This is a genomic window from Nocardioides anomalus (assembly GCF_011046535.1).
GTDB lineage: Bacteria > Actinomycetota > Actinomycetes > Propionibacteriales > Nocardioidaceae > Nocardioides > Nocardioides anomalus.
In genome coordinates this window covers 4,919,644-4,943,107 of record NZ_CP049257.1, presented here as the reverse complement: position 1 = coordinate 4,943,107, position 23,464 = coordinate 4,919,644, and the positions used below count along the sequence as shown (strand labels likewise).

At 74.5% G+C, this 23,464-nt stretch carries 29 protein-coding genes; 17 read left to right on the top strand and 12 right to left on the bottom strand.

All coding sequences use genetic code 11. The features are described 5' to 3' along the window. Window positions 1-2 precede the first annotated feature (2 nt). From G5V58_RS24635 to G5V58_RS24620, 4 genes are all read right to left on the bottom strand, one after another. Entirely contained in the window at window positions 3-827 is an 825-nt protein-coding gene (locus G5V58_RS24635; protein ID WP_165238157.1) for an SDR family oxidoreductase, read from the bottom strand. Continuing rightward, a complete protein-coding gene (locus tag G5V58_RS24630) occupies window positions 824-1,924 on the bottom strand; it encodes an NAD(P)H-dependent amine dehydrogenase family protein (RefSeq protein WP_165238155.1) in 1,101 nt (366 codons plus the stop codon). Before G5V58_RS24630 ends, G5V58_RS24635 begins: the two co-directional genes overlap by 4 nt. A gap of 38 nt (window positions 1,925-1,962) precedes the next feature. Beyond that, a complete protein-coding gene (locus G5V58_RS24625) occupies window positions 1,963-2,211 on the bottom strand; it encodes a hypothetical protein (protein ID WP_165238153.1) in 249 nt (82 codons plus the stop codon). A gap of 74 nt (window positions 2,212-2,285) precedes the next feature. Beyond that, window positions 2,286-3,458 (bottom strand): oxidoreductase, encoded by a 1,173-nt coding sequence (locus tag G5V58_RS24620; protein WP_165238151.1) that lies wholly within the window; start codon window positions 3,456-3,458, stop codon window positions 2,286-2,288. A 50-nt stretch (window positions 3,459-3,508) separates the two neighbouring features. On the opposite strand from G5V58_RS24620, the gene G5V58_RS24615 reads away from it, so the two are divergent. Genes G5V58_RS24615 through G5V58_RS24600 form a run of 3 tightly spaced genes read left to right on the top strand, consistent with a single transcriptional unit; the run spans window position 3,509 to window position 5,010 of the window. After that, window positions 3,509-3,865, top strand: a complete 357-nt coding sequence (locus tag G5V58_RS24615) for a hypothetical protein (protein WP_165238149.1) — start codon at window positions 3,509-3,511, stop codon at window positions 3,863-3,865. Beyond that, window positions 3,862-4,560 carry a DUF3817 domain-containing protein gene (locus G5V58_RS26625; RefSeq protein ID WP_329957547.1) on the top strand — a complete coding sequence of 233 codons (699 nt, stop codon included), beginning with the start codon at window positions 3,862-3,864 and terminating at the stop codon, window positions 4,558-4,560. Before G5V58_RS24615 ends, G5V58_RS26625 begins: the two co-directional genes overlap by 4 nt. Before the next feature lie 9 nt (window positions 4,561-4,569). Beyond that, complete coding sequence (locus tag G5V58_RS24600) at window positions 4,570-5,010, top strand: GtrA family protein (protein ID WP_165238147.1); 441 nt, start codon at window positions 4,570-4,572, stop codon at window positions 5,008-5,010. Here the strand turns inward: G5V58_RS24600 and G5V58_RS24595 are convergent. Then, on the bottom strand, window positions 4,934-5,749 hold the full coding sequence (locus tag G5V58_RS24595; protein WP_165238145.1) for a DUF427 domain-containing protein: 816 nt from the start codon (window positions 5,747-5,749) through the stop codon (window positions 4,934-4,936). The genes G5V58_RS24600 and G5V58_RS24595 overlap by 77 nt on opposite strands. Here G5V58_RS24595 and G5V58_RS24590 point away from each other — a divergent pair. Next, window positions 5,748-6,572, top strand: a complete 825-nt coding sequence (locus G5V58_RS24590; protein WP_165238143.1) for a putative protein N(5)-glutamine methyltransferase — start codon at window positions 5,748-5,750, stop codon at window positions 6,570-6,572. The genes G5V58_RS24595 and G5V58_RS24590 overlap by 2 nt on opposite strands. 115 nt (window positions 6,573-6,687) lie before the next feature. Here G5V58_RS24590 and G5V58_RS24585 read toward each other — a convergent pair whose 3' ends face one another. Together G5V58_RS24585 and G5V58_RS24580 are read right to left on the bottom strand one after the other, a co-directional pair. Next, the gene (locus G5V58_RS24585; protein ID WP_165238141.1) at window positions 6,688-7,236 is read right to left on the bottom strand and encodes a hypothetical protein; all 549 of its coding nucleotides are present in this window, start codon (window positions 7,234-7,236) and stop codon (window positions 6,688-6,690) included. A gap of 12 nt (window positions 7,237-7,248) precedes the next feature. Then, the gene (locus G5V58_RS24580; RefSeq protein WP_165238139.1) at window positions 7,249-7,764 is read right to left on the bottom strand and encodes an ATP-dependent endonuclease; all 516 of its coding nucleotides are present in this window, start codon (window positions 7,762-7,764) and stop codon (window positions 7,249-7,251) included. A gap of 17 nt (window positions 7,765-7,781) precedes the next feature. Here G5V58_RS24580 and G5V58_RS24575 point away from each other — a divergent pair, with 17 nt between their 5' ends. Then, window positions 7,782-8,666 carry an alpha/beta fold hydrolase gene (locus G5V58_RS24575; protein WP_165238137.1) on the top strand — a complete coding sequence of 295 codons (885 nt, stop codon included), beginning with the start codon at window positions 7,782-7,784 and terminating at the stop codon, window positions 8,664-8,666. On the opposite strand, the gene G5V58_RS24570 is transcribed toward G5V58_RS24575, so the two are convergent. Beyond that, window positions 8,638-10,221: a RecQ family ATP-dependent DNA helicase gene (locus G5V58_RS24570; RefSeq protein ID WP_165238135.1), complete on the bottom strand. Its 1,584-nt coding sequence runs from the start codon at window positions 10,219-10,221 to the stop codon at window positions 8,638-8,640. The genes G5V58_RS24575 and G5V58_RS24570 overlap by 29 nt on opposite strands. A gap of 55 nt (window positions 10,222-10,276) precedes the next feature. On the opposite strand from G5V58_RS24570, the gene G5V58_RS24565 reads away from it, so the two are divergent. The 8 genes from G5V58_RS24565 (at window position 10,277) to G5V58_RS24530 (ending at window position 17,902) form a co-directional block, all read left to right on the top strand. Then, on the top strand, window positions 10,277-11,140 hold the full coding sequence (locus tag G5V58_RS24565) for a carbohydrate kinase family protein (protein ID WP_165238133.1): 864 nt from the start codon (window positions 10,277-10,279) through the stop codon (window positions 11,138-11,140). After that, entirely contained in the window at window positions 11,137-12,039 is a 903-nt protein-coding gene (locus tag G5V58_RS24560) for a pseudouridine-5'-phosphate glycosidase (protein ID WP_165238131.1), read from the top strand. The genes G5V58_RS24565 and G5V58_RS24560 overlap by 4 nt, the downstream gene beginning before the upstream one ends. A 4-nt stretch (window positions 12,040-12,043) precedes the next feature. Next, window positions 12,044-12,832 (top strand): esterase/lipase family protein, encoded by a 789-nt coding sequence (locus tag G5V58_RS24555; protein ID WP_165238129.1) that lies wholly within the window; start codon window positions 12,044-12,046, stop codon window positions 12,830-12,832. Window positions 12,833-12,849: 17 nt separating this feature from the next. Further along, window positions 12,850-14,193 (top strand): cryptochrome/photolyase family protein, encoded by a 1,344-nt coding sequence (locus G5V58_RS24550; protein ID WP_165238127.1) that lies wholly within the window; start codon window positions 12,850-12,852, stop codon window positions 14,191-14,193. A 51-nt stretch (window positions 14,194-14,244) separates the two neighbouring features. Then, window positions 14,245-15,450: a hypothetical protein gene (locus G5V58_RS24545; RefSeq protein WP_165238125.1), complete on the top strand. Its 1,206-nt coding sequence runs from the start codon at window positions 14,245-14,247 to the stop codon at window positions 15,448-15,450. Further along, the gene (locus G5V58_RS24540) at window positions 15,447-15,800 is read left to right on the top strand and encodes a hypothetical protein (protein ID WP_165238123.1); all 354 of its coding nucleotides are present in this window, start codon (window positions 15,447-15,449) and stop codon (window positions 15,798-15,800) included. Before G5V58_RS24545 ends, G5V58_RS24540 begins: the two co-directional genes overlap by 4 nt. Beyond that, on the top strand, window positions 15,797-16,219 hold the full coding sequence (locus tag G5V58_RS24535) for a hypothetical protein (RefSeq protein ID WP_165238121.1): 423 nt from the start codon (window positions 15,797-15,799) through the stop codon (window positions 16,217-16,219). Before G5V58_RS24540 ends, G5V58_RS24535 begins: the two co-directional genes overlap by 4 nt. A 117-nt stretch (window positions 16,220-16,336) precedes the next feature. Then, window positions 16,337-17,902 (top strand): class I adenylate-forming enzyme family protein, encoded by a 1,566-nt coding sequence (locus tag G5V58_RS24530; protein WP_165238119.1) that lies wholly within the window; start codon window positions 16,337-16,339, stop codon window positions 17,900-17,902. On the opposite strand, the gene G5V58_RS24525 is transcribed toward G5V58_RS24530, so the two are convergent. Next, window positions 17,896-18,609 carry a hypothetical protein gene (locus G5V58_RS24525; RefSeq protein WP_165238117.1) on the bottom strand — a complete coding sequence of 238 codons (714 nt, stop codon included), beginning with the start codon at window positions 18,607-18,609 and terminating at the stop codon, window positions 17,896-17,898. The two genes, G5V58_RS24530 and G5V58_RS24525, sit on opposite strands and share 7 nt — an antisense overlap. A gap of 190 nt (window positions 18,610-18,799) precedes the next feature. Here G5V58_RS24525 and G5V58_RS24520 point away from each other — a divergent pair, with 190 nt between their 5' ends. Beyond that, on the top strand, window positions 18,800-19,093 hold the full coding sequence (locus tag G5V58_RS24520; protein ID WP_165238115.1) for an rRNA adenine N-6-methyltransferase family protein: 294 nt from the start codon (window positions 18,800-18,802) through the stop codon (window positions 19,091-19,093). Here G5V58_RS24520 and G5V58_RS24515 read toward each other — a convergent pair. Further along, window positions 19,090-19,566 carry an RrF2 family transcriptional regulator gene (locus G5V58_RS24515; RefSeq protein WP_165238113.1) on the bottom strand — a complete coding sequence of 159 codons (477 nt, stop codon included), beginning with the start codon at window positions 19,564-19,566 and terminating at the stop codon, window positions 19,090-19,092. The genes G5V58_RS24520 and G5V58_RS24515 overlap by 4 nt on opposite strands. A 97-nt stretch (window positions 19,567-19,663) precedes the next feature. Here G5V58_RS24515 and G5V58_RS24510 point away from each other — a divergent pair, with 97 nt between their 5' ends. After that, complete coding sequence (locus G5V58_RS24510) at window positions 19,664-20,431, top strand: SDR family oxidoreductase (RefSeq protein ID WP_165238111.1); 768 nt, start codon at window positions 19,664-19,666, stop codon at window positions 20,429-20,431. On the opposite strand, the gene G5V58_RS24505 is transcribed toward G5V58_RS24510, so the two are convergent. Next, entirely contained in the window at window positions 20,407-20,967 is a 561-nt protein-coding gene (locus G5V58_RS24505) for a TetR/AcrR family transcriptional regulator (protein ID WP_165238109.1), read from the bottom strand. The two genes, G5V58_RS24510 and G5V58_RS24505, sit on opposite strands and share 25 nt — an antisense overlap. Window positions 20,968-21,045: 78 nt before the next feature. On the opposite strand from G5V58_RS24505, the gene G5V58_RS24500 reads away from it, so the two are divergent. Continuing rightward, window positions 21,046-21,906, top strand: coding sequence for an SDR family oxidoreductase (locus tag G5V58_RS24500; protein WP_165238107.1), 861 nt, complete (start codon window positions 21,046-21,048; stop codon window positions 21,904-21,906). Here G5V58_RS24500 and G5V58_RS24495 read toward each other — a convergent pair. Continuing rightward, window positions 21,894-22,844, bottom strand: coding sequence for an AraC family transcriptional regulator (locus G5V58_RS24495; protein ID WP_165238105.1), 951 nt, complete (start codon window positions 22,842-22,844; stop codon window positions 21,894-21,896). The two genes, G5V58_RS24500 and G5V58_RS24495, sit on opposite strands and share 13 nt — an antisense overlap. Window positions 22,845-22,924: 80 nt before the next feature. Between G5V58_RS24495 and G5V58_RS24490 the strand changes: the two genes are divergently transcribed. Continuing rightward, complete coding sequence (locus G5V58_RS24490; RefSeq protein WP_165238103.1) at window positions 22,925-23,464, top strand: anthrone oxygenase family protein; 540 nt, start codon at window positions 22,925-22,927, stop codon at window positions 23,462-23,464.

The window sequence follows — 23,464 nt, the reverse complement described above, 5'->3', positions numbered from 1 at the left end:
GCCTACGGGCTGGGGCGTGTCGACTCGGGCTCGAGGTCGGGCAGGCCGAGGTCGAGGGTGGGCTGCTGGATGCCGCCGTCGATCTCGATGAGCTTGCCGGTGACGTACTGCCCGGCCCGGGAGGCGAGGTAGAGCACGCCGGCCGCGATGTCCTCCGGCTCGCCGACCCGGCCGAGCGGGGTCTTCCCCTCCAGCTGGTCCATGAGCTCGGGCTGGCCCGCGACGTACTCCAGTGCGCTGGTCATGATCGAGCCGACGTGGATGCCGTTGACCCGGATCCGGGGCGCGAGGTCCTGGGCGGCCAGCCGCGTCCAGTGCGCCAGCGCGGCCTTGGCCGTGCCGTAGGCCACGAAGCCGCGGTCGGCGGTGCGACCCATCATCGAGCTGATGGTGACCACGGACTGCTGACCGTCGGGACTCTTCAGCATGAGCGGGACCGCGGCGCGGGTCAGCGCGTGGGCGGTCGCGACGTTGAAGCTGAAGGCCTCGGTGAGGAACCGCGGGCTGGTGTCGAGGAAGGCCCGCGGGAAGGTGCCGCCGACGTTGTTGACCACGGTGTCGAGGCGACCGAGCTCGTCGTACGCCGTCCGGGCGAGCCCGGCGACCGCGTCGAGGTCGCTGAGGTCGGCCGGGACCACGACGGCCCTGCGGCCGGCGCCCTCGATCCGGCGGGCCACCGCCTCGAGCTGCTCGGCGGTGCGGCTGGAGATGACGACGTCCGCGCCGGCCTCGGCCAGGGCCACGGCGGTGGCGGCCCCGAGCCCGCGACCCGCGCCGGTGACGACGGCGACCTGGCCCTCGATGCCGAACCGCTCGAGGATGCTCACCGCGCGACCAGGCCGCGACCGGTGACCAGGGGCAGGTCGACGGCGCGGACGATGCCGGGCTCGGCGGCCACGACCGCGGGCAGCGCGTTGATCAGGCGCTGGGCGGTGGTGATCATGCCGCTGACGTTGTGGTCGCCGTGCTCGCCGTGGTGGGTGAAGTCGACCTGCATGAACGGCTCGCCGGTGATGCGCACCCGGTAGCAGCCGTCGGCGCCCTCCGGCGGCTTCTCCCACTCGGGGACCTGCTCCGGGTCGGTGCGGGTGATGTGCTCCAGCACCACGCGCGGGGTGCCGTCGACCTTGCCGACGACCTGGAAGCGGACGGCGCCCATCGTGCCCTGCTGCACGGCGCCGCTGACGCTGTCCACGTCCCACTCCGCCTCGCGGCGGTCGACCTCCTCGGTCAACGGCTCGTCGAGGGTGAGGTCCAGCCCGGCCGCGATCTGGCGGACCACGCTGCCCCAGGCCATGGACAGGATCCCCGGCGCGAAGATCATGCCGACCTCGTCCATCGGCTTGCCGAAGCCGAACAGGTCGTTCATCACCACCGGCTGGTAGTAGGTCGAGTAGTCGGCGATCTCGAAGACCCGGACCTCGTCGATGCGCTGCGACAGGCTGGTCATGGCCAGCGGCAGCACGTCGTTGGCGAAGCCCGGGTCGATCCCGTTCACGTGCATGCTCGCCCCGCCGCGCGCGCAGGCGTCCTCGATGGTCGCGATCATCTCCGGGGGCAGGATCTGCTCGGGCCACTGCAGCAGCACCGGCCCGCTGCTGGTCACGTTGATCCCGGCCGCCACGAACGCCGTGAGGTCGTCGATGCACTCGAAGACCCGGTCGTCGGCCATCGCGGTGTGCACGATCGCGTCGGGCGCCAGGGCGAGGAGCGCGTCGCGGTCGGTGGTCGCCCTGATGCCCAGCTCCCGGCCCATCTCGGCCAGCTCGCCGGCGTCCTTGCCGTCCTTGGCCGGGGTGCTCGTCCACACGCCGACCAGCTCGAGGTCGGGGTGCGCGTCGACGCCCGCGATCGCGTGCCGACCGATGGTGCCCGTCGACCAGACGACCACGCGCAGGGGCTTCTCCGGGATGACCTGACCCATGCGCCGCAGACTAGAACAGGTTCTAGTTCCGCGGAACCCTAGGCCAGTCGGCGTCGGGACTCGCGGGCCAGGTCGCCGACCTCGCGGGGCGTCAGGCCGGTGGCCAGCGCGATGTCCTGGAAGGTCCAGCCGAGCCGCCGCAGCTGCCGTACGGCGATCGCGGACTCGGCGCGCGCGGCGGCCACCTGCTCGGCCGCGTGGCGCTGCACCGCGTCGGCGCGGCGGATGGCCGCGACCGGGTCACCGACCTGGTCCCGGTCCCGCACGAGCCGACTGAGGATCTCCACGTCACCAGTGTCGCCGACAGGTGTGAACGACGCGTTGCATTTCCGGGTCCGGGCCGCGTCCGTCCAGACCGGGTCTAGGCCGGGTCGAGGACCACGCAGCGGGTGCCGGAGTAGATGGTCGGCATGCAGCGGTTGCAGTGGATGCAGGCGCCGCCGGTGCGGCGGCCGGCGGCGAGCTGGTCGACCAGGTCGGGCTCACGGAGCAGGGCGCGGCCCATGGCCACGAAGTCGAAGCCGTGCGCCATCGCGCGCTCCATGGTCTCCAGGCGGTTGATGCCGCCGAGGAGGGTCAGCGGCAGGGCCAGCCGCTCGCGGAAGCGCAGGGCCTTGTCCCAGAAGTAGGCCTCCTGGAAGGCGTACTCCTTGAGGAAGCGCCGGCCCACCGGCGTGCGCATGCCCAGCCGCACCGGGAGCGGCATCGAGGCGGCGAACTCGGCGACCGGGGCCTCGCCCCGGAAGAGGTACATCGGGTTCATCAGCGAGCTGCCGCCGCTCAGCTGGAGCGCGTCGAGGTGGCCGTCGGCCTCGAGCAGCGCGGTGGTCTCGAGGCTCTCGTCGGTGCTCACCCCGCCGCGGAAGCCGTCGCTCACGCTCACCTTCGCCGTGACCGCGACCTCGTCGCCGACCTCGTCCTTGACCGCGCGGGCGACCTGCCGGGCCAGGCGCGAGCGGTTCTCCAGCGAGCCGCCCCACCGGTCCTTGCGCCGGTTCAGCCCCGGTGCCAGGAAGGAGGAGACCAGGTAGCTGTGGGCCATGTGCAGCTCGAGGACGTCGAAGCCGGCGCCCACCAGCGTGCGCGCGGTGTCGACGTACGCGCGGGTGGTGCGGGTCAGGTCGGCCTCGCTGGCCGAGCGCACGAGCTGCATCGACAGCGGGCTCGGCATCCGGCTGGCGCTCAGCGCGTGCACGCCGTTCGACCGGCCGTTGGCCACCGGGCCCGCGTGCCCGACCTGCCCCGCGATCTTGGCGCCGGTCGCGTGCACCGCGTCGGCCAGCCGGGCCAGTCCGGCCTGCGTCGCCGGGCCGACCACGATCTGCTCACGGTGGGTCCGACCCTCCGGTGCGACCGCGAGGTAGGCGACCGTGGTCAGCCCGAGGCCGCCGCGGGCCACCGCGAGGTGGTAGTCGACGAGCGCGTCGGTGACCTGCCCGTCCGGCGTGCGCCCCTCGAAGGTCGCCGCCTTGATCGTCCGGTTGCGCAGCGTGACCGGGCCCAGCCGCGCGGGGGCGAACACGTCGGGCGCCATCGCAGCAGACTAGAACACGTTCCACTTTGCCACCACGCGATGATGACGCCATGGCCGCGCTCGACCAGATCAGCTGGATCGCGGTCGGCTACGCCCTGCTGGTGGCGCTGCTCGCGGCGTACGCCGCCTACCGGTGGCGGGCGCGCCCGCCGTGGCTGGCGTCGATGGGCTGGATGCTCGAGGCACTCCTCGTGCTGCGCGCGGTGGTCGGGCTCGGGGTCATCGCGGGCGGCACCCGGCCCGACGAGCTCAGCACCCACGTGGGCTACCTCGCGGCGTCGGTGTGCGTGCTGCCGCTCGCCCTGCGCTCGGTCGAGGACGACGAGGGCCCGTGGTCGCTCGGCGTGGTCGGCGTGGCCGCGGTCGCCGTGGCGGTCATCAGCTGGCGGATGGTGGCCACGCTGTGAAGCGCTCCGGGCCGCACCAGGTCCTGCTCCTGCTCTACGCGCTGTTCACCCTGGCCGCGGGCGCCCGCTCGATCGTGCAGCTGGCCACCCGGGCCGACGAGGCTCCGCTGGCCTACGCGCTCTCGCTGGTCGCCGCGGTCACCTACGCGCTCGGGTGGGTGGCCATCCGGCGCGCCGCCGACGGCGACACCGGGTTCGCGTCGCGGATGCTCTGGGTCGAGCTCGGCGGCGTGCTGGCCGTCGGCACGCTCAGCCTGCTCGCGCCGGACTGGTTCCCCGACGCCACGGTGTGGTCGGAGTACGGCGTCGGCTACGGCTTCGTGCCCGCCGTCCTGCCCGTGGCCGGGCTGCTCTGGCTGCGGGCGAACGACCCCGCCCACGCCCACGAGGACCCGGTCGTGACGGCGTTCCGCGTGGTCGCCTTCGCCGAGGCGGTCAGTTGGGCGGGGCTGCTGACCGGGATGTTCTTCAAGTACGTCGTCGACGCGGGCGAGCGCGGCGTCCAGGTCTTCGGCCCGATCCACGGCACGGTCTTCCTCTGCTACGTCGTGGTGACCCTGGTGGCCTGGCGCCGGCTGCACTGGTCGCTGCCCGTGGCGCTGGTCGGGCTGGCCGCCAGCATCCCGCCGTTCTGCACCGTGCTGTTCGAGGAGTGGGTCCGCCGGCGTTCCCGGACGTTCACCCGATCTGCCTAGCGTCGCGGCGTGGTCGACGCGACGCTGGTGCGCTTCGCCGTCATCAGCCTCGGCACCTACGCGCTGGACCTGGCCGTCCTCACCGCGCTGCACGGCGGGCTCGGCTGGCCGCTGCCGCTCGCGCTGAGCACCGGGTACGCCGTCGCGTTCGCCACGAACTACCTGCTCAACCGGGTGCTGAACTTCCGCTCGCGCGAGCCGATCGGCCCCGAGAGCCTGCGCTACGTCGTGGTGGTTGCGGTCAACTTCGCCGTCTTCCTGCTCGGCGGCACGACGCTGCTGGCCGCGCTCGGCGTGCCCTACCAGCCGGCGCGGCTCGTGGCCGGGGCGTGCGAGGGCGTGTTCACCTACTGCGCGATGCGGTGGTTCGTCTTCAGTCGGGATCGCTCCACGGGGTCCACGGCCGAGGCACCGGGGTCGCGTCGACCGACAGGTCGAGCCGCTCGGTGAAGAAGCAGACCAGGCCGCGCACCGACGTCGCGTCGACCAGCGGCTCCTCGTAGCTCCACGCGATCCGGCTCAGGGCCGGGTCGCCGGCGACCGACCAGTACGTCGCGACCCCCTTGTAGGCGCACGCCGTGGCCAGGTCCGGGTCCCGCTCGAGGGGCACGGCCACGTCCTCGCGCGGCAGGTAGTAGCGGGGGAACCCGAAGGTGCCCTCGAACAGCCACCGGGCCCGCGCGCTCTCGGCCAGGAGCCGGCCGGCGTGCTCGATGCGCACGGTCCGCGCACTGGGGAAGACGTCGATGCGGTGCCGCGGGTCGCGCGGGTGGCTGATCCGCGCGTCCTCCTCGTCGCGCCAGTCGAAGGCCGCGAAGTCGAGCACCAGGTGGTCGGCGAGGTCCGGGTCGGCCAGCCGGTACGCCGCGCCCACGGCCAGCCCGCCGTCCGGCAGCCGCAGGGACAGCACCTCGCCGGGCGCGGAGTGCACGGCGAACGGCACCCGCGGGTCGAGCACCGGGCGGCCGTCGTCGGGCGTGGCGGCCGGGCCGGGCTCGAGCGGCACGAGGACGTCGGCCTCCGGCACGGCGTACGACGCGACCGGGCGGCGCGGCTCCCAGACCAGCCGGGCACGGGTCGAGTCGACGACCACGGTGTCGCCGCGCAGGGCCCGGACGCGCTGCTGGAGCCTCTGGTGGCGCAGCTGCGGGAGGACCCGGCGGTCCTCGTCGTCGAGGTCGATGGCCATGATCGGCAGTGTGGACCTGGCGGCGAGCGACGTCGAGCGGCTGGTGGCGCGCCTGCGGGCGGCGGGCTGCGTCTTCGCCGAGGAGGAGGCGGCCCTGCTGGGCGAGGCGGCCGCGGACGCCGAGCACCTCGAGGCGCTGACCCGGCGTCGCGAGGCGGGCGACCCCCTCGAGCAGCTGGTGGGCTGGGTGGAGTTCTGCGGACTGCGGCTGGCGGTGGCGCCGGGGGTGTTCGTGCCGCGGCAGCGCACGGCGCTGCTGGTCGACGAGGCGGCCGCGCTGCTGCGCGCGGGCGACGTGGTCGTCGACCTCGGCTGCGGGGTGGGCGCGATCGCGGCCGCGCTCCGGGCCCGGGTCGAGGGGCTCGAGGTGTACGCCGTGGACGTGGACCCGGACGCGGTCGCGGTGGCCCGGCGCAACCTGCCGCCCGACCGGGTCCTCGAGGGCGACCTCTACGCGCCGCTGCCCGCACGGCTGCGGGGCGAGGTCGCCGTCGTGGTGGCCAACGCGCCGTACGTCCCCACCGCGGCGATCGCCGAGATGCCGCGTGAGGCGCGCGACCACGAGCACCGGGTCGCGCTCGACGGCGGCGCCGACGGCCTGGTCGTGCAGCGCCGGGTCGTGGCCGAGGCGCGGCGGTGGCTGCGGCCCGGCGGGCACGTGCTGGTGGAGACCGGGCGCACCCAGCTGGACGGCACCGCGGCGGCGCTGAGGGCGGCCGGACTGGCGGTCCGCGTGGTCACCGACGAGGAGTCGGGAGGGGTGGTCGCGCGCGGGACGGCGTACCCCATCGACGGTATGCCGGGACCCTCGGACACTGCATAGGATCCCCGGCAGCCGAGGGGCACACCCTCGGTCCGGCGACGGCTCCCATCCCCATGTCCGCCGCAGCCCCGGTGGGGGTGGCTGCGTTCGGGAGCCGTCGCCTCCGGGCCCGCCGTCAGTGCAGGCTGACCTGGCCCGGGACCCGCAGGGTGTCCTCGGAGAAGCCGGGGCCGGAGCCGTTCTTCTTCTGCAGGTACGCCGAGACGCGGAGCACGCCCGCGCCGTCCGGCAGGCAGCGGTCCGGCACGTCGACGCGGACGGTGCCGGTGGCCCGCGTGGTGGACACGTCGACCGAGCAGATGGCGGCGCCGACCGCGGTGCCCTTCTTCTGCTGGGGGTTGGCCAGGAGCTGGAAGGCGTCGCGCCCGAAGCTCACGGCGACGACCTGGTCGAAGGTCCGGCCGGCCACGATGCGGGCGATGGTGAAGGAGAACCGCACCCCGTCGCCGCGCTCCACCGCGGAGAAGGAGCGCAGGTCGATGCTGGTGCGCTGCCCGGTCGTCGGCTTGGTGCCGCCGCCGTCGAAGACCACGACGTCGCCGGCCGGGTCCGAGGCCCGCACCGGCAGGTCGGCGGCCCGGGCGTGGGCCGGTGCGGCGGCGGCGAGGGCGAGGGCGGCCACGAGAGCGGTGCCGGCGAGGAGAGCGGTGGCGCGCAGGATCACGCCCGGATGGTGTCAGGTCGCGAGCGCGTCGGCGAGCACCGCGACGAGTGGCGCGGGCACCTCGTCGTCGGCCAGCGCGTCGACCAGCATCCGCCCGTAGCGCACCTTGCGCCCCGATCCGGCCCCGAAGAACCGGTGCAGCTGCTCCTCGACCGACCACGTCCGCTGGACCGGCTGGCGCTGGAGGACCCGGAACGGCTCGAGGTCGCCGTGCGCGGCCAGCACCTCCTGCACGCGCTCGGCGCCGAGCGCGCGGATCAGCTCGTCCTCGAGATCTCTCTCGCAGCGGTGGAAGCCGGCCGTGGTGGGGCCGGCACGGGCGAGACCACCGACGACGTACCGCTCCTCCGCGGCGTCGTACAGCCCGACCAGCCGGTGGGTCGGGGCCAGCTCCGCGGCGTACCGGGCCAGGTTGGTGATGCCGCCCATGGCCCGCACGTCGGGCGACGCGCGGCGCCGCTCGGCCAGTGCCCGCACCGCCTCGGCGTCGCTCTCGCCCTCGACGAGGACGACCGTGGGGACGGCCACGGTGTCACCCTAGGCGGGTGGAGCCGGAGGAGCTCAGTGTCGCGCTGCCCGACGTCGACCTGGCCTGCCTGGCCTGGGGGCCGGCGGACAGGCCCCTGGTGGTGGCGCTGCACGGCTTCCCCGACACCGCGTGGACCTGGCGGCACCTCGGCCCACACCTGGCCGCGCGCGGGCACCGGGTGGTGGCGCCCTTCCTGCGCGGCTACGCACCCAGCGCGCTCGGGACCAGCCACCACGTCGGCGCGCTCATGGCCGACGCGGTCGGACTGTTCGAGCGGCTCGGCGGCGACGAGCGCGCCGTGCTGGTGGGACACGACTGGGGCGCGATCACCGCGAACGCCCTCGGGGCGCACCCCGACTCGCCGTACCGCCGGGTCGTGACCATGGCCGTCCCGCCGCTCGGCGCGATGGCCGGGGCGCCGCTGCGGCTGGCGCCGCGGCAGCTGCGGCTGAGCTGGTACACGCTCTTCCACCAGCTCCCGGCCCTCCCCGAGGCCACCGTGGACCGGTGGCTGCCGGCGCTGTGGCGGCGGTGGTCGCCGGGGCACGACGCACGCGAGGACGTGGCGCGGGTCCGCGCCGCCTGGCCCACCCGGGCGCACGTGCGCGCGGCGATCGGCTACTACCGGGCGCTGCGGGCGCCGTGGCGGCTCGCGCCCGAGCACCGGCGGTGGGCGCGCACCCTCCAGGGCGTGCCGACGGTGCCGGCGCTGGTGCTGCACGGGGCCGACGACGGCTGCCTCCAGGTGAGGTACGCCGAGCACGCGGCCGCGCGACTGCCGACGAGCGCGTCGTTCGTGCGGGTCGAGGGCGCGGGCCACTTCCTCCAGCTCGAGCAGCCGGCACTGGTCGACCGGCTGGTGGCGGACTTCCTCAGCCCAGCAGGTGGTGCTCCTCGATGACCTTGAGCGACAGCGTGCGGTAGCCGACGTCGTCGAACAGCACGGTGAGCCGGTCGTCCTCGACGTCGGTCACCAGGCCGCTGCCGAACTCCTGGTGGGCCACGCGCGCACCGACGGCGTACGGCCCACCGGCGGCCTCCGGCTCGGTGGCCACCCCGGCTCGGCAGTTGTCGCACTGCCCGCACAGCGAGCGGTCGGGCTCGCCGAAGTAGGCCAGCAGGAACTCCATCCGGCAGCGCCGGGTCTCGGCGTACTCCCGGACCATGTCGACGCGCGAGCGGTCCAGGGCCCGGCGCGCCTCGGCCAGCTGCACCACGGCGTCGACCGGGTCGGCCACGTCGGAGTGGAGCTGCGCCTGCCCGTGCAGGTCGAGGATCCGCGCCGCCTTCCGCGCTCCGAGTCCGGCGCGCTCGGCCACCGGACCGGGCTCGGTGGAGTCCAGCGCCTGGGCGGAGGCGAGCACCTTGGCCACGTCCTTCTCCTTGGGCACCCCGGAGGAGAAGAAGCGACCGAGGGCGAGGTCCTCGGGCCGGTGCACCAGCACCGCCGTCGCGGGCTCGCCGTCGCGGCCGGCGCGGCCGATCTCCTGGTAGTAGGTGTCCGGCGACTCCGGCGCACGGTGGTGGACCACGAAGCGCACGTCGGGCTTGTCCACGCCCATCCCGAAGGCCGAGGTCGCGACCACCAGGTCGAGCCCGCCGCCCTCCTCCATGAACGCCTCCTGGACCTGGGTGCGCACCTTGTCGGACAGCCCGGCGTGGTACGCCGCGACCTCGCGGCCGGTCCGCTCGGCCAGCGCCCCGGCCAGCTCGTCGGCCTCACGGCGGGTCCGGCAGTAGACGATGCCCGCCGCGTCCGCGGGCTGCTCGGCCACCAGGTCGAGCACCGCGTGGTCCTGGCCGGCGCCGTCGGCGACGTGGTGCACCGAGAGCGCGAGGTTGTCGCGCAGGAAGCCGGTCACGAGCAGGGTCGGCTGGCGCAGCAGCCGCTCGGCGATGTCGTCGCGCACCGGTGCGGCCGCGGTCGCGGTGAGCGCCACGGTGACCGGTCCGCCCACCTCCTCCAGCATCGGCCGCAGCCGCAGGTAGTCGGGGCGGAAGTCGTGGCCCCACGAGGAGACGCAGTGCGCCTCGTCGACCGCGGCCAGGACCGGCTCGGCCTTGGCCAGGCGCCGGCGCACCTCGTCGCGGGCCAGCTGCTCGGGGGCGAGGAAGAGGAACCGCAGCTCACCCGCCTCGGCCCGCTCGAGCACCTCCTCCTGGTGCTTCCTGCTCTCCGCCGAGCTGAGCCGGGCCGCGGTGGTCTCCGGGCCGAGCCCATCGAGGTGGTCGAGCTGGTCCTGCTGGAGCGCGAGCAGCGGCGAGACCACGAGGGTCAGCCCACCGGACGCGACCCCGGCGACCTGGTAGACCAGCGACTTGCCGGCGCCGGTCGGCGCCACGAGCAGCACGTCCAGGCCCTTCCCCAGGGCACGGATGGCCTCCTCCTGACCCGGGTGGAGGTGCTCGTGCCCGAACACCTCGCGTGCGATGCGCGCGCCTGACCGTCTCCCCACGGCGGCGACGGTTCCCCGTGCTCCGGGGGCGTACGCCCACCCCTAGGGTTGGTGGGTGGCCGAGCCTCTCGTCGTGGTGGTCGGCGGTGCCAACGTCGACGTCAAGGCCCGCACCACCGCTCCCCTGGTCGACGCGACCTCCAACCCCGGCGTCGTGCTGCGCTCCCCCGGCGGCGTGGGGCGCAACGTGGCCGAGAACCTGGCGCGCCTGGGCTCCCGGGTCGCGCTGGTCTCCACCGTGGGCAACGACCCGGACGGCGACTGGCTGCTCGCGCAGACCGCGGCGGCGGGCGTCGACGTCGCGCCCGTGCTGCGGGGTGGGGCCACGGGGCGCTACGTCGCCGTGCTCGACCACACCGGCGACCTCGCCGTCGGGGTCTCCGACATGGCCGCCACCGACTCGCTCGGCCCGGACGCGCTCGACCACGACCTGCTGCGCGCGGCCGACCTGGTCGTCCTGGACGGCAACCTGCCGGCCACCACCATCGACGCCGCGCTCGACGTGGCGGACCGGGTCGTGGTCGACCCGGTGAGCGTGGCCAAGGCCGCGCGGATCGCGCCGCTGTTCCGCCCCGAGCGGCCGGTGTTCGCGGTGACGCCGAACGCCCACGAGCTGCGGGCGCTCGGCTCGGTCGCCGCGCTGCACGGCCACGGCGTCGAGGTCGTCTGGGTGCGGCGGGGGGCCGAGGGGTCCGAGCTGCACCCGGCGTCCTCGGGCCCGGTGTGGCTGGCCGCACCGGTCGTGGACCCCGTCGACGTGACCGGCGCCGGCGACGCCCTGCTCGCGGCGTTCTGCCACGCGCTGCTGCGCGGCGTCTCGCTGGAGGACGCGGCGGCGTACGGCCACCGCGCGGCCGCGCTCACCGTGGCCGACCCGCACACCGTCGTGCCCGACCTCTCGGCGAGGATGGCGCGGTGATCCAGCTGACCGACGAGGTGCGCACGGCGCTCGAGGAGGGGCGACCGGTCGTCGCCCTGGAGAGCACGATCATCAGCCACGGGATGCCCTACCCACAGAACGTCGCGATGGCCACCGAGGTCGAGGGCATCGTCCGTGAGCACGGCGCCGTCCCCGCGACGATCGCGGTGCTCGGCGGCGTGCCGCGCGTCGGCCTCTCCCCCGACGACCTCGAGCTGCTGGCCAGCGACCCCTCCGTGGTCAAGGTCAGCGTCCGCGACCTGCCCACCGTCATCGCCCGGGGCGCGCACGGCGCCACCACCGTCGCCGCCACCATGCGCCTCGCGCACCTGGCCGGCATCCGCGTCTTCGTCACCGGCGGCCTGGGCGGCGTGCACCGCGGCGCCGAGACCTCCTTCGACGTCTCGGCCGACCTCACCGAGCTCTCGACCACCCCGGTCTGCGTGGTCAGCGCCGGCGTGAAGTCGATCCTCGACATCGGCCTGACCCTGGAGAAGCTCGAGACCCTCGGCGTGCCCGTGCTGGTCGACGGCGCCGACGAGTTCCCGTCCTTCTACTCCCGCGGCTCCGGTTTCCCCGCGCCCCTGCGCGCCGACGGCCCCGACGAGATCGCCCGCACCCTCGACGCCGCCTGGTCGCTCGGCCTCACCTCCGGCGTCGTCGTCGCCCACCCCGTCCCCGAGGCCGACGAGATCCCCGCCGACGAGATCTCGGCCGTCATCGACCGGGCCCTCGCCGACCTCGACGAGCGCGGCATCTCCGGGCGCGACGCCACGCCGTACCTCCTCGGGCGCATCGTCGAGCTCACCGACGGCCGCAGCCTGGTCGCCAACATCGCCCTGGTCCGCGAGAACGCCCGCGTCGGCGCCCGGATCGCCGTGGCGTACGCCGCGCTGTAGCGACGTGGTCCGCCGGCTGGTCGCGCTGCTCCTGGTCGCGGCCGGGCTGGTCCTCCTCGCGCTGCTGCCGCAGCTGTTCGAGCCCCGCGCCGACGTCGGCGCGGCCGGGGTCGGCGCAGGCACCTTCCCCGTCGTCGAGGTCGCCGGCCTCGGCTCGAACGGCAGCGGCTACGCCCGCCTCACCCGCCGGCTCCGGCACGACGGCGTGCGCGTCCTCGACTTCGACCCCGACCGCGCCGGCACCCAGCCGCTGCTCTACGAGCCCACCGACCCTGCCGCCGGCATCGCCGACCTGGCCGAGGACACGGTGGCGCCCGCCATCGCCGACGCGCTCACCCGCGCCGGCTACGACCCGACCACGCAGGTCGTCGACGTGGTCAGCCACTCCACCGGCGGCCTCGCCGTGCGACACCTGGTCGAGCAGGTGCCCGGCTGGGCCGAGCGCGTCGACGACCTGGTCCTCGTCGCCGTCCCCGACCACGGCTCCTGGGCGGTCTGGGCCGAGACCCGCGGCGGCGGCCCGTTCGACCAGCTCGGGGAGGACATGCGGCCCGGCTCGGGGTTCCTCGACGAGTTGGGCTACACCGAGCCGGACGGCGAGGTCTACACGACCTTCGGCGGCGACCCGTGGCTGCTGCGGCACGTCTGGCCCGGCGGCTTCGACGACCAGGTCCCGGCCCGGTCGCCGTTCCTGGACGGCGCGGCCAACAACGTCTACCCGTCCTTCCACGGCCGGCTGCTGCGCAACGAGGCGGTCGTGGACAAGATCGCCGCCACGCTCGCCGCCGACTGAGCGGGTACCGCAGCGCCATGCCGCGCACGAGCCTCATGGTCTTCACCCGCGACCTGCGGGTCCACGACAACCCGGCCCTGGTGGCGGCGGCCAAGGCCGACCGCGTGGTGCCGCTCTTCGTCCTGGACACGGGCGTGCTCAGGCTCGACTACACCAACGCCAACAAGGGTGCGTTCCTCGCCGGCTGCCTCGAGGACCTGGACGCGTCGCTGAAGCAGCGCGGCGGCGGGCTGGTGGTCCGGCGGGGTCGCTGGGTCACCGAGGTCACCAAGGTGGCCGAGGAGGTAGGCGCCGACGAGGTGCACGTGAACGCCGACCACAGCGGCTACGCGCAGCGGCGGCTCGAGGCGCTGGGCGAGCGCGTCGAGCTGACGGTGCACCAGGGCCTGACCGTGGTCGAGCCCGGGGCGGTGACGCCCGCGGGCAAGACGCACTACGGGGTGTTCTCGCCGTACTTCCGGGCCTGGGAGAAGGCCGAGCACCGCGAGCCGGTGGGCGCACCGCGCAAGCTGAGCGTGCCCCGGGTGGCCAAGGGCGACCTGCCGAGCCCCGACGACATCGCCAAGGGCGAGCGTGCGCCGGACCTGGCCGAGCCGGGCGAGACCGCGGGCCGCAGGCTCATGCAGGCGTGGCTCAAGGGCGGCATCGACGCCTACGACGAGCGCCACGACGACCTGCCGGGCGACGCCACGTCGCGACTGTCGGCGTACCTCCACTGGGGCTGCCTCAGCCCGGCCGAGCTGGTGGCCAAGGCCGGCCGCTCGGCGGGTGAGCAGGCCTTCGTGCGCCAGCTGGCCTGGCGCGACTTCAACCTCCAGCTGCTCGCCCACCGCCCGGAGCTCTCACACGAGGACCTGCGCCCCAAGGGCGACCGGTGGCGCCAGGAGGGCGGCGACTTCGACGCCTGGCGCGAGGGCCGCACCGGCATCCCGGTGGTCGACGCCGGGATGCGGCAGCTGCTGCGTGAGGGCTGGATGCACAACCGGGCGCGGCTCATCGTGGGGAGCTTCCTGACCAAGCACCTGTACGTCGACTGGCGGCTGGGTGCGGCACACTTCCTGGCCCACCTGCTCGACGGCGACATCGCCAACAACCAGCTCAACTGGCAGTGGATCGCCGGCACCGGCGCGGACTCGCGGCCCAACCGGGTGCTGGCGCCGCTGCGGCAGGCGCAGCGCTTCGACCCGCAGGGCGACTACGTGCGGCGCTACGTCGAGGAGCTGTCCGGTGTGGAGGGCAAGGCCGTGCACACGCCGTGGGAGCTGCCCGACGACGTGCGGAAGGACCTCGACTACCCCGACCCGCTGGTCGACCTGGACGAGGCGCGCAAGCGGTTCCTGGCCAAGCGCCAGTCCGGCTGAGTGGTCAAGACGGACGTTTGACCTCGGCCTCGGCGGGCGAGGCTGTGGGTCATGGGTCAGATGGTGATCAAGTACGAGACGCTGTCCCTCTCCCAGCAGGTGCTCGAGCGCCAGGAGGGGCACGCGCAGAAGCTCGCGGCGTACCTCCCGGCCCACGCCGACATCGGTGACTCCACCGGTGCCCTGCTGTCGATCTTCGACCCGCTGAGCAAGATCGCGGTCGAGGTCGGCAGCGACGCGGCCAGGGTGCTCGCCGAGCTGGAGCAGGCGATGGCCGGCGCGGTGGGCGACACCCAGCTCGACGTGGCCGACTCCGACGGCAAGGTGGGCGACGCGTTCTCCAAGCTGATGGGCCGCATCGGCGTCGGCGGCGCGGACGGCGACTACCCGGACCTCGGCGGTCCGACGCTGCCGGCGGCGGGCCAGAGCGCGCCGGGCGACTACGGCGGCGTCGAGTCCTACTTCTGGCAGAAGGGCGCGGCCGCCGTCGAGGCGGTCCAGGGCGGCGTCAGCGACGTGCAGGGCCTGATCCGCGACGTCGGCGACTGGGGCAAGAACCAGCCGGTGAGCGAGCTGGTGGACGCCTCGTCGTTCCTGGTGCCGGGCCAGGCGCCGGAGAACCCGGTCTCGGACCTGCGCTGGAGCGCCGGCGCGCTGCTGGGCAGCATCGACTGGGTCGCGGAGAAGTTCATCGGCTTCTCGATCCTCGACCGCTGCGTGTTCCACCCGTTCGCGGGCGACTGGCAGGGCATCTACAAGGCCTCCGAGGCGTGGAAGCACGCCGGCGACGCGGCCACGGGCATCACCCGCAACCACGTCGGCCTGGTGGCCGCCACCCCGGCCACCTGGGAGGGCCTCTCGGGCACCTCGTTCCGGGCCGCGATGACGTCGATCGCGGGCGCGACGTACGGCTTGAGCGCGGCCTACGCGTACGCCGGCGACCTGGTCAAGACGCTCTCCACCGTCACCAAGCTCGCCTGCAGCGGCATCGGCTCGCTGCTGAAGATGATCGCGGACAAGCTGATCAAGATGGCCGCCGAGGCCGCGACCCCCGTCGTCGGCTGGATCGCGGGCGCGGTCACGGCCTACGACGACATCCAGGACATCATCAAGTGGGTGCGCCGGGTCAACACCCTCATCGAGATGATCGCCTCGGCCATCCAGGACTTCGCCGAGGCGAAGGTGTCGATCGTGGACAAGGCCAAGCTCATCGAGGACCTCGCCCAGGGCGCGGCCGGCAGCGCGGCGGCGGCGTGAGCGCGCGCGAGGAGGAGCTGCTGCAGCGCGTCGAGGCGCTCATCGCCGAGACCCAGCGCGACGCCGAGCGGGTCGCCCGCCAGGACGCCGAGCGCGACCAGCGCCGGGAGGAGGCCGCCCGGTCGGGCGCGCTCGGGCCGGACTGGCAGGAGGTCCAGCGCCGCGTCGACGCCGGGGACACCACGCTCCAGGACGTCTTCGGCGGGACCGACACCACCCCCGCCGCCCTGCGCCTGCGCGAGCAGTCGCGGGCGACGATCGAGGCGACCGCGGCCGAGCTGCCGCTGGAGCTCCGGGAGGAGGCCGAGGCGGCCCAGCACGACCTCGACCGGATCGAGGGCCGCGCGTGAGCACGACCCCCATCGAGGTCGCCGACTGGACCAAGGAGGCCCAGGCCTTCGAGCCGGACATGACCGCGACCGTGGCCGCCGACGCGGCCACCGCCCTGGACGCGCTGGCCGCCGGGCTGGAGTCGCAGGGCTACAAGATCAAGGACCGGACCGGCAGCGGCTTCCGGGCCACCCAGCGCGACCTGGTCCGCGGTGCCCTCGGCATCATCACGATCAGCGACTTCGACATCCTCGAGCACACCACGATCGCCGTGGGCGCGGCGCCGGCTGACGGCGGCACCCTGCTCACCATCTCGGTCCAGGCCGGCGGCCAGCGCCGCTCGGGGCGCAAGCGCGGGCAGTCGGGACTGACCGCCGGGCTCCAGGAGCTCCAGCGCCGGGGCATCGGCGTGGTGATCACGCCGTGGCGCAAGGCGTGAGCGGGTACACCTCGGTCATGACCTCCACCCCGCGCGAAGCGGACCCCGCCGACGTGGCCGAGCGGCAGCGCTCGGTCGCGGACGCCGACGACGAGCGCTGACGTCCCGGCGGACGCCGTGGAGACCCTGAACGCCCGCTGGGCCGACCGCGTCGCCCGGGAGCCGGGCGCTGCCTGCCTGCTCTACTTCGACGGCCGGCTCACCGTGGCCGAGGTCGACCGCTTGGCGGCGAGCGCCGCCGCGGACCTCTCGGCGCGCGGGGTCGGGCGCGGGGACCGGGTGGCCCTGCAGCTGCAGAACACCCCGCACTTCCCCGTGCTCATGCTGGCCCTGTGGCGGCTGGGGGCGGCAGCCGTGCTGGTCAACCCGATGTACGCCGGCCGCGAGCTCCACGAGGTGCTCGCCGACTCCGGCGCGGTCGGGCTGGCCTGCCCGCACGCGCTGGCCCCGGCGGCCGAGGCCGCGACGGCGGGGACGGACGTGGCCTGGACGCTCGTGGTCTCCGAGCGCAGCTTCCAGCGGCGCGACGACCCGCGGGTCTTCGCCTCGCCCCGGGTCGAGTCCGACGACCTGGTCGCGCTCCCGGCCGCCGAGGCGGCGTACGCCGACGTCGGGCCGGACGACCCGGCCCTGTTCACCTACACCTCCGGCACGACCGGACCGCCCAAGGCCGCGCTCAACACCCACGCGAACCTGCTGGCCGTCTGCGACACCTACGCGCCCTGGGTCGGGCTGGTGCCGGGCGACCGGGTGTTCGCGATGGCGCCGCTGTTCCACATCACCGGTGCGGTCGTCAACGCGACCATCGCCCTGGTCCACGACTGCGCGCTCGTCCTCATCGGCCGGTTCCGCCCCGACGTGGCGATCGACGCCTTCGTCGAGCACCGGGTGTCGTTCACCATCGGTGCGATCACGGCGTTCAACGCGATCGCCGCGCTGCCGCACGCCGCACGCGAGCACTTCGCGTCGTTCACGTCGGTCTACTCCGGCGGGGCACCCATCCCGCCGTCGACCGTGGCGCGGTTCGAGGAGCGGTTCGGGGTCTACGTGCACAACGCCTACGGCATGACCGAGACCTCCTCGGCCGTCGTCGCCGTCCCGCGGGGCACCCCGGCGCCGGTCGACCCGGCGTACGGCGCGCTGGCCATCGGCCAGGCCCTGCCGTCGGTCACGGTGCGGGTGCTCGACGACGCCGGGCAGCCCGTGCCGCCCGGCACCGAGGGTCAGCTCGAGGTCACCGGAGCCCCCGTGGTCCCGGGCTACTGGCAGCGGCCGGAGGAGACCGCGCGCACCCTGCCCAAGGGGCACCTGCGCACCGGCGACGTCGCGGTCATGGACGAGGACGGCTGGGTGTTCCTGGTCGACCGGCTCAAGGACCAGATCAACACCTCGGGCTACAAGGTGTGGCCGCGCGAGGTCGAGGACGTGCTCTACCTCCACCCCGCGGTGCACGAGGCTGCCGTGGTCGGGCGGCCCGACGACTACCGCGGCGAGGCGGTCGTCGCCTTCGTGGCCGTGCGCGAGGGCGCCGAGCCGCCCGCCGACCTCGAGGCGTTCTGCCGGGAGCGGCTCGCGGCGTACAAGGTGCCGCGGGAGTTCCTCGTGGTCGACGAGCTGCCCAAGACCCAGACCGGCAAGATCCGCCGGCGCGAGCTGCGGGAGCGGCCTCGGCCCGGTCAGTAGGTGCAGGCCGCGCCCGAGGTGCCCGAGCCCACGACGTCGACCTCGTCGTCGTCGTAGGTCGCCCAGGCGCCGGAGTCGCGGACCACGCAGAACCGGTAGCTGTCGGCGTCCTCGCCCTGGACCTGGTAGCCCGTGACGTGGCTGCCCGGCGTCAGGGTCAGGCCCTGCCCGCCTAGCCAGGCGTCGTCCACCAGCGTGGGCAGGGCGTCGACGTCGTCGCCGTCGTAGTACTCGTCGATCGCGTCCGAGACGTCCCACGCGTCGTTCACGGCCGCCTTCATCTCCGCCTTCGCGTCGCCCGCGTCGGGCTGGTCGGCGACCGCACCGCACGCGCCGCCGCCCTTGGCCGCCGCTGCCGCGGTCGTGCGCCAGGTCTTGCCGGTCCACGAGTCGTGGAACCACCGGCGCCCGCCCGGCATCCCCGGCGCACCCGCTGAGGCGCAGTAGCCGGGCGCCGTGCCGGCCACCGACCGGTAGGTGAAGGTGACGCCCTTCGGCGCCTTCTTGGCCACGAGCTTCACGCCCTGCGCGTCCGCCGGTACGCCGCCCGCGTGCGCCGCGGCGTACTTGTCGAGCTTGCGGACCGCCTTGGCCATCGCGACCTTGGCGAGCACGCTGGGCGAGGCGGCCGACGCGGGGGCGGTCGGGGCGAGGGGGAGCACGAGGGCGGCCGCCGCCAGGGCGGCCGGCAGGACGAGCTTGTTCACGGTGGGGGTCCTTCGCATCGCGGGGGTTCGATGTGGGCTCGGACGAGCCGTCCTCAGGGTGCGCCGCGCGGACCACCGTGTCCCGGGAACAAGACAGGTCTGACCGATCGGTGGAGCCGCACGAACCGGCGGCGCCGAGGAGGGCTCCGCGCCTACCGTCCTCGCTGCGTCTTCTCGATGCGCACCCGTCGTGTCCAGGCGCCGCTCGCGCCGCGAGTGGGGTCGGCACCGGCTCACTGAGCCCTGGGCGCGACGGGTCGTGGCCAACCCGCCGTACGTCGGCGCCGGCGACCTGCTCGACCGCCTGCTCGCGCCCGGCTCACGTCTGGTGCAGGCCGACCTGGTCCTCCAGCACCAGCTGGCCCGGCGCCTGGTCGGCCGGTCCCGGCGCCACCGGCTCGAGGTGGTGGCGCGGCTGCCGCGCAGCGCCTTCGTGCCGCCGCCGCGGGTGGACTCGGTGGTGCCGCGGATTCGGCGCCGCTAGGACGTGGCCAGCCAGCCGCGGACGCGGTCGAAGACGTCGGCGCCGGCGTCCTGGCGCACGCCGCCGGCGAGGTCGGCGATGGTGACGCCGCGCAGCGAGGCGCGGTAGGCGTCCTCGGCCGCCCACATGGCGCGGGCCACGCCGCAGGGGCGCAGGCAGGCCTCGCCGGTGGCGGGGAAGGGGCCGTTCTGGCGGATCTCGGTGCAGCGGAACGCGGGCTCCGGGCCCTCGACCGCGAGCACGACGTCGAGGACGGTGATCTCGTCGGCGGGGCGGGTGAGTGCGTAGCCGCCGACCCGTCCCTCGGTGGAACGGACCAGCCCGGCCCGGGAGAGCTGCTGCAGGTGCTTGGCCAGGTAGGTGCGCGAGACGCCGTGGTACTGCGCCAGCCGTGGGGCCGGCACCGGCGCGGGCGCCTCGGAGAGGACCACGCAGCAGTGCACGGCCCACTCGACGCCGGCGGAGAGCTTCACGGTCGTGAGCATACCCGGATGACAGATGTCCGCGTTGTGTGCCACAGTGAGATCAACACGGACAACTGGTGTCCGAGTAAGCGAACAGGAGCACGACATGCGCATCGCCATCGCCGGCGCGACCGGCCTCATCGGCAGCAGGCTCACCGCCCTGGCCCGCGCCGAGGGCCACGACGTGGTCGAGATCGCCCGGGAGACCGGCTTCGACCTCATGGCCCCCGACCTCGAGCCCGTGGTCGAGGCCCTGGCGGGCGTCGAGTCCGTCGTCGACGTCACCTCGACCGGCGCGGTGCTGGACGAGTACGAGTCGCGCCGGATCTTCGAGACCGTCGCCACGCACCTGGGCGAGGCGGGCACCGCGGCCGGCGTGCGGCGCAGCGTCGTGCTCTCGATCGTGGGCGTGGACGGGGCCACCGACTACGGCTACTACCGGGCCAAGGTCTGGCACGAGACCGCGACCCGCGCGCACGCGCCGGGGGCGCGGGTGCTGCGGGCGACGCAGTTCCACGACTTCGCCCGCCAGATGGTCGAGTGGAACCGCGACGGCGACACCACCCACGTCATCGACGTGCCCACCCAGCCGGTCGACACCGGCGAGATCGTGCGGCTGCTGCTCGACCTGGCCACCGGCGCGGTGGACCACGACGTGGAGCTGGCCGGGCCGCAGGAGGAGCGGCTGGTCGACCTGGCCGAGCGGTACGCCGCGCACGCGGGGCTCGACCTGCGCGTGGTGCCGGAGCAGGCGCCGGCCAGCCTGGCCGCGGGTGCGATGCTGCCCGGCGAGGGCGCGCTGCGGCGCGGCCCGGACTGGGCCACGTGGCTGGCGGCCCAGCCGACGAGTCAGCCCACGACGGTGCGCAGCTGAGCCAGCGCCTCGTGCAGGGTCTCCTGCAGCGACAGTGTGCCGGGACCGGTGGCCCAGCGGTCGAAGCCGACACGGAAGACGGTGATCGCGGCCTCGGCCACCATCTCGGCCGCGGCCGGCGCGACACCACGCTGCTCGAGCGCGCCGGCCAGCGCCGAGGCGAGCATCGCCATCTTGGCCAGCTCGCGCTCGAGCAGCTCGGGGTTGTCGTGCAGCACGCGCTGCCGGCGGCTGGAGTGGTCGTGGCCGTCGCCGAACATCTCGGCGGCCACGTCCAGGGCGCGGCCGAGGGCGTCGAGCGGCGTGGCGTCCGCCGGGGCCGTGACCGTGGCCTCGACCATGCGGGCGACGAGCACGTCCGAGCCGGCGAAGAGCACCTCGCGCTTGTCGGCGTAGTGGCGGAAGAAGGTCCGCGCGGTCACCCCGGCCCGCTCGGCGATCTCGGCGACCGTCGTCTGCTCGTAGCCCTGGTCGACGTACAGGTCCAGGGCCGCGGCGCGCAGTCGACCGGCTGCGTCCGGCTCCCATCGGGCCATGCCGCCCATCATAGTGATGTCATGGTGTGACATGGGCGTGCTACGGTGATGTCACCATCTGACATCACTGGAGGAAGCATGCACGTCTTCGTCACCGGCGCCTCGGGCTGGATCGGCTCGGCCACCGTCCGCGAGCTCGTCTCGGCCGGGCACACCGTCACCGGGCTGGCCCGTTCCGAGGAGTCCGCGGCCCGCGTCGAGACCCTCGGCGCCACCGTGCTCCGCGGCGACCTCGGCGACACCGGCCTGCTGGCCGAGGCCGCCCGCGGCGCCGACGGCGTCGTCCACCTCGGCTACCACCACGACTTCTCGCAGATGGACCGGGCCGCCGACCTGGACCGCGCCGCCTGCGAGGCCATGGGCGCCGAGCTGGAGGGCAAGCCCTTCGTCTTCGCCTCCGGCCTCGTCGGCGTCCGCAGCGAGGACGACCGGCCCAGCACCGGCGCCCACCCGCGCGTGGCCAACAGCGCCGCGACCCTGGCCCTGGCCGAGCGCGGCGTCCGGACCGTCGCCGCGCGCTTCGCGCCGACCGTGCACGGCCAGGGCGACCACGGCTTCGTGGCCGAGCTGGTCCGGGTCGCCCGCGAGCGCGGCGTCGCGTCGTACGCCGGCGACGGGAGCAACCCCTGGGCCGCGGTGCACGTGAGCGACGCGGCCCGACTGGTGCGCCTGGCCCTCGAGGAGGCGCCGGCCGGCTCGGCCGTGCACGCGGTGGCCGAGGAGGGCGTCGCGACCCGCGACATCGCCGAGGCCATCGGCCGCGGCCTGGGCCTGCCGACCCGCTCCATCGCCGCCGACGACGCGATGGCCGAGATGGGCTGGATCGGGCCGTTCTTCGCCATGGACCTCGGCGCGACCAGTGCGCAGACCCGCATGTCCCTGGGCTGGGAGCCGACCGGCCCGTCCCTGCTGGAGGACCTGCCGCACTACACCGCCTGAGTGACCACCGAGCCGCGCCGGTGGTCGCGCGGGCTGACCCCGCGCTCGCGCTTGAACGCCGCGCTCAGCGCAAAGGGCGTGGCGTAGCCGACCTGCCGCGCGACCGACGCGATCGTGGCGTCCGGCTCGAGCAGCAGGTCGGCGGCCAGCGCGAGGCGCCAGCCGGTGAGGAAGGCCATGGGCGGCTCGCCGACCAGCTCGGTGAAGCGCCGGGCGAACGCCGCGCGCGAGACCCCGACGCGGTCGGCCAGCGAGCCGACGGTCCAGGAGTGCTCGGGGTGGTTCTGCAGGAGCCGGAGCGCCGGCCCGACGACGGGGTCGCCCTGCGCGGCGTACCACGCCGGCGGGCCGGACTGCGGTCGGTCGAACCACGTGCGCAGCAGGGTGATGAGCAGCAGGTCGAGCAGCCGGTCGAGGACCGCCTCCTGGCCGGGGGCGTCGCGCACGACCTCCTCGCCCAGGAGCTCCAGCAGCGGGGTGTCGAGCTCGGCCGCGCGCAGGACGACGGTGCGCGGCAGGGCGCGCAGCAGCCGGCGGCTGACCTCGCCCTCGAGCAGGTAGACGCCGGTGAGCAGCACGGTCTCGCCGGTCGCGCTGTTGCCCCAGCTGCGCACGCCCTGGCTCATCTCCTCGACCACGACGTGGCCGTCGACGGTGGTGCAGAGCTGGTCGGGGTGGATGAGGATCTGCGGCGGGGTGGTCGGGTCGTCGGCGATGGTCCAGTGCTCGCTGCCCACCCAGACCACGACGTCACCGGCCTCGAGGCGGACCGGCTCCTCGTCGTCGGGGCAGAGCCACAGGTGGCCCCGGACCACGTAGGTGACCGACAGCGGTGCCTCGTCCTGCAGGCGCACCGACCACGGGGCGTCGAGCAGGATCCGCAGCAGGAAGGCGCCGCGCGCCCGAGGTCCGTCGAGCAGGGCCGCCAGTCCGTCCACGCGCTGAACGTAGACGATCACGCATGTTGTGGCAACGATCAGCCATGGATCGTCCAGGGCAACGCGGTTTGACTGGGGCCATGACCACCACAGCCACCACGTCCACCGCGGGAGAGTCCGTGCTCACCACCACCCTGGCCACCGGCACCGCCCGCGGTCCCGTCCTCGTCGTCGCCGCCGTCGTCGCCGGCCTCCAGGCCGGCACCTTCTTCACCTGGTCCACCGGCGTGATGCCTGGCCTGGCCCGGGTCGACGACCGCACCTTCATCGACGCGATGCAGAACATGAACGTCGCCATCGTCAACCCGCTCTTCATCGCCACCTTCCTGGGCGCGCCGTTCCTGGCCGCGGCCGCCGCGGTCGTCACCCACGGCTCGGCCCGGAGGTGGGCCGTCGCCGCCACCGCGCTGACCGTCGCGACGCTGGTCGTCTCCTTCGCGGGCAACATCCCGCTCAACGACGCCCTCGAGGCGGCCGGCTCGGTCGACAAGATCAAGGACCTGGCCGCCGTCCGCGCCGACTTCGAGTCGCTCTGGGTCAAGCTCAACGTCGTGCGCTGCCTGACCTCGGCCGGCGCCCTCGGCGCGCTGGCCGTGGCCACGTTGCGGTCGCGGGCCTGA